Origin of the sequence: Methylophaga sp. UBA5088, from assembly GCF_002414625.1 — a bacterium.
GTDB classification, from domain to species: domain Bacteria; phylum Pseudomonadota; class Gammaproteobacteria; order Nitrosococcales; family Methylophagaceae; genus Methylophaga; species Methylophaga marina.
The window spans coordinates 269-3,480 of record NZ_DIAC01000116.1 but is presented as its reverse complement, the minus strand read 5'-3'; the positions used below and the strand labels follow the sequence as shown (position 1 = coordinate 3,480).

2 protein-coding genes and 1 pseudogene are annotated in these 3,212 nt (G+C 43.7%); all 3 read left to right on the top strand.

The features are described 5' to 3' along the window. Positions 1 to 647, top strand: a pseudogene (locus B4K20_RS14630) (PLP-dependent aminotransferase family protein); the annotation flags it as partial. Positions 648 to 698: 51 nt separating this feature from the next. Further along, positions 699 to 2,117: a cytochrome c oxidase accessory protein CcoG gene (gene ccoG, locus B4K20_RS14625; RefSeq protein WP_289283466.1), complete on the top strand. Its 1,419-nt coding sequence runs from the start codon at positions 699 to 701 to the stop codon at positions 2,115 to 2,117. 135 nt (positions 2,118 to 2,252) lie between these two features. Next, positions 2,253 to 3,212 (top strand): YbfB/YjiJ family MFS transporter (locus tag B4K20_RS14620; protein WP_289283465.1); only part of this gene is annotated, 960 nt, incomplete at its 3' end.

Here is a 3,212-nt window from a genome sequence, read left to right as displayed (position 1 = left end):
CCTTGTCTGTAAAGCGAAGAGAGTCTTTAGCAGCGTTAGCAGATCAGTTCAACGTCACCATTATCGAAGACGATCCTTACTATCATTTTCTCGATGAGAAATTGCCGTCGCTATATAACCTTGCCAGACATCGCACTTGGCATGTTGCCACGATCTCTAAATGCCTTAGCCCATCGTTACGTGTTGCTTATATTGCATCACCGAATATTAATGATGCATTAGGTCTCACCGAAGAAATGCGAATCAGTCATTTAATGGCACCACCACTGATGACTGCCGTTGTCTCGTATTGGATAACACACCACAAAATCAATGAGATTACCCAGGCGATTAAGGCTGAAAATATCACAAGGCAATCATTAGCCAAGTCAATTTTCCAGCAAAGCGATGTATGGTCACATCCTGCTTCACCACACCTGTGGCTAAAGTTGCCTCATGGCTACAAAGCATTAGATTTTGCTGAACAAGCGAGCCGAATTGGCGTTTCTATTGTGCCTTCAACAGCATTTGTCATGTCTCGGAGCCATAGTCAGGCCGTACGCATTTCGCTTGGTGCCAGTAGTGATTTTGAGTCATTAAAACAAGGGTTAACCTTATTGTCGGATTTGTACCGGCCAGGCTTAATTCGTTCAAAAACCATCGTATAACTATAAAAAAACACCTCGTTTTCAGCATTTAGCCACAGAGGAGATCCTGTGATGAGCAAACTATCAGAAATACCTATTAAAGTTGAAGTTTATGATGCCTTATCCGACTGGGAGGTACATACAGGAGAAGGTGAGAATGTCGTTGCCAGGCGCATGAAAGGACGGTTTCGCACCTTAAAAAACTTTGGCATGTCTGTGTGGTTGATTTACTTTTTGGGGCCTTATCTACGTTGGGATGGTCATCAAGCTGTATTGCTGGACATTCCTGAGCAGCAATTTCATTTATTTGCTTTGACCCTATATCCACAAGATATATGGGTATTGTCGCTAACACTGCTGTTCTTTGCCATATTGTTAGCGGCGGCAACCAGCATTGCAGGACGAGTCTTTTGTGGCTATTTTTGTTTCCAAACAGTCTGGACAGATATATTTACTTTTATTGAAGGACAGTTTGAAGGCAAAACACCACAAAAACAGCGTAAGTTTAACACTGAGCCCTGGACTGCATCTAAAGCCTTCAGAAAAGTCGGTAAGCACGGTGTTTGGTTAGCAATTGCCATACTGACAGGTATTACGTTTTCAGCCTGGTTTACAGATGCCTATCAATTGTGGGGTGATATCTTCTCTCTTCAAGCGCCCACACCAGTCTGGGTGGCAATGGGTATCTTTACCTTTTTCACATATTGGTTCGCGGGGTTTATGCGTGAACAAGTGTGTTTTTGGTTGTGTCCCTATGCGCGTTTACAGGGTGTGATGTATGACCAGGAAACTGTATTACCTGCTTATGATGCAGTACGTGGGGAACCCAGGGGTAAGTTATCCCGTTCAGGTACACAAGATGCCAATAAAGGCTCATGTATCGACTGTAAACTCTGCGTGGCAGTGTGTCCGACGGGTATCGATATTCGTAAAGGTCAGCAAGAGGGCTGTATCACCTGTGGTTTATGTATCGATGCTTGTGACAGCATTATGGACAAAATCAATGAGCCCAGAGGCCTGATTCGTTACGCATCTCATAAAGAACTACATCAAGGTAAAGCTGAAGTTAGCCTATGGAAACGTCCGCGAGTGATTGTTTACAGTTTGATTATGGCTTTTTCAATTATGGGTGTGGGCTATGGCTTTACCCACTTTGAACCCACCGAGTTTAATGTGGTGCATGAGAGAAGACCGTTATATATCCAAATGAGTAACGGTGATATTCAAAATAAATACACCTTAAAGCTACTAAATAAAACAGATCAGCCACTCGTTGTGAACTATCACATTGAGGGTTTGCCATCAGCCAGTGTAGATGGTTTAGAACAGGGCATTACGATACAGCCAGGTAAAATCGTCCCTGTAACAGCCTTAGTCAGATTACCTTCTGAAACAACGGAATCAGGATTACATGCATTCCATTTCATCGCTACAAGTGTGGGAAGTTCTGCTATCAGTAATCGTTACAAAGCGGTATTTATAGCACCATAGCGCTGACGACCTGATCGTATCTTCATACGCTGGAAAGCGCTGCTTTCCAGCGTATGTATTTTACCTATGAGCATGTGACTTATGTATGGCTAGTGCTAAGATGCCGACTTCATATTTTGATTGACAGTACTCAACATGACACATCATGACAGCGCCATACAGTTTCAACGAATAAAAGTCATTACAGCGGGTATCTGTGCAGTCATTCTAGCGGTGGGCATAGCACGATTTTCATATACACCGTTTCTTCCTTTAATGCTGAACCAGACAGACTTATCGCTGGTGAATAGTGGCTGGCTGGCGACATTTAACTATATTGGTTACTTGTTGGGTGTGGTTCTAGTCTCGTTTACAAATAACCTTGTGTTTAAGTTTCGTTTTTATCAGTGGTGTTTAGTGATTGCGGTGTTATCCACTATAGCCATGGGTATGACAACAGAATTGTATGGCTGGGTAATATTACGATTTATTGCAGGTATCAGTGGTACGGCGGGGGTCATATTGTCATCGGGATTTGTGCTCAGTTGGCTTAAACACCATCAATTTAAGCCAGAACTAGGGCTGCATTTTATGGGATTGGGACTTGGCATTGCTATACCTGGATCAGCCGTGGTGTTAATGAATCATTTTTTGCCATGGGATAGCCAATGGATTGTGATGGGGCTGTTTGGCATACTCTTTTTTATTCCTGCCTGGTTCTGGATACCTCAGCCACAGCTGACGCAACATAAAACGAGCCAGCCACTTATAGAGCCTCCCCGTAGCTGGATGATAAAGCTAATCCTGGCTTATGCCTGTGCCGGAGTGGGGTACGTTGTGAGTGCCACGTTTATTGTCGCGATACTAGAAGAAATGCCACAACTGAGCGGTAAGGGTGACTGGATATGGGTGATTCTTGGTCTTGCTGCAGCACCAGCCTGTTTCTTATGGGATAAAGTGGCGAATAAGTTTGGAGAGTTAAACACTTTATTGCTGACCTATGCCTTACAGATGGTCGCAGTCATTATGCCGGTATTGTCTGATTCGCTGATCACTAACTTGATAGCAGCGGCCATATTTGGCGGTACATTCACTGGAATTGTGAGTCTGATGCTG

Coding starts and splice junctions, on each gene's coding strand:
- ccoG (WP_289283466.1), top strand. CDS start 699: ATGAGCAAACTATCAGAAATACCTATTAAAGTTGAAGTTTATGATGCC.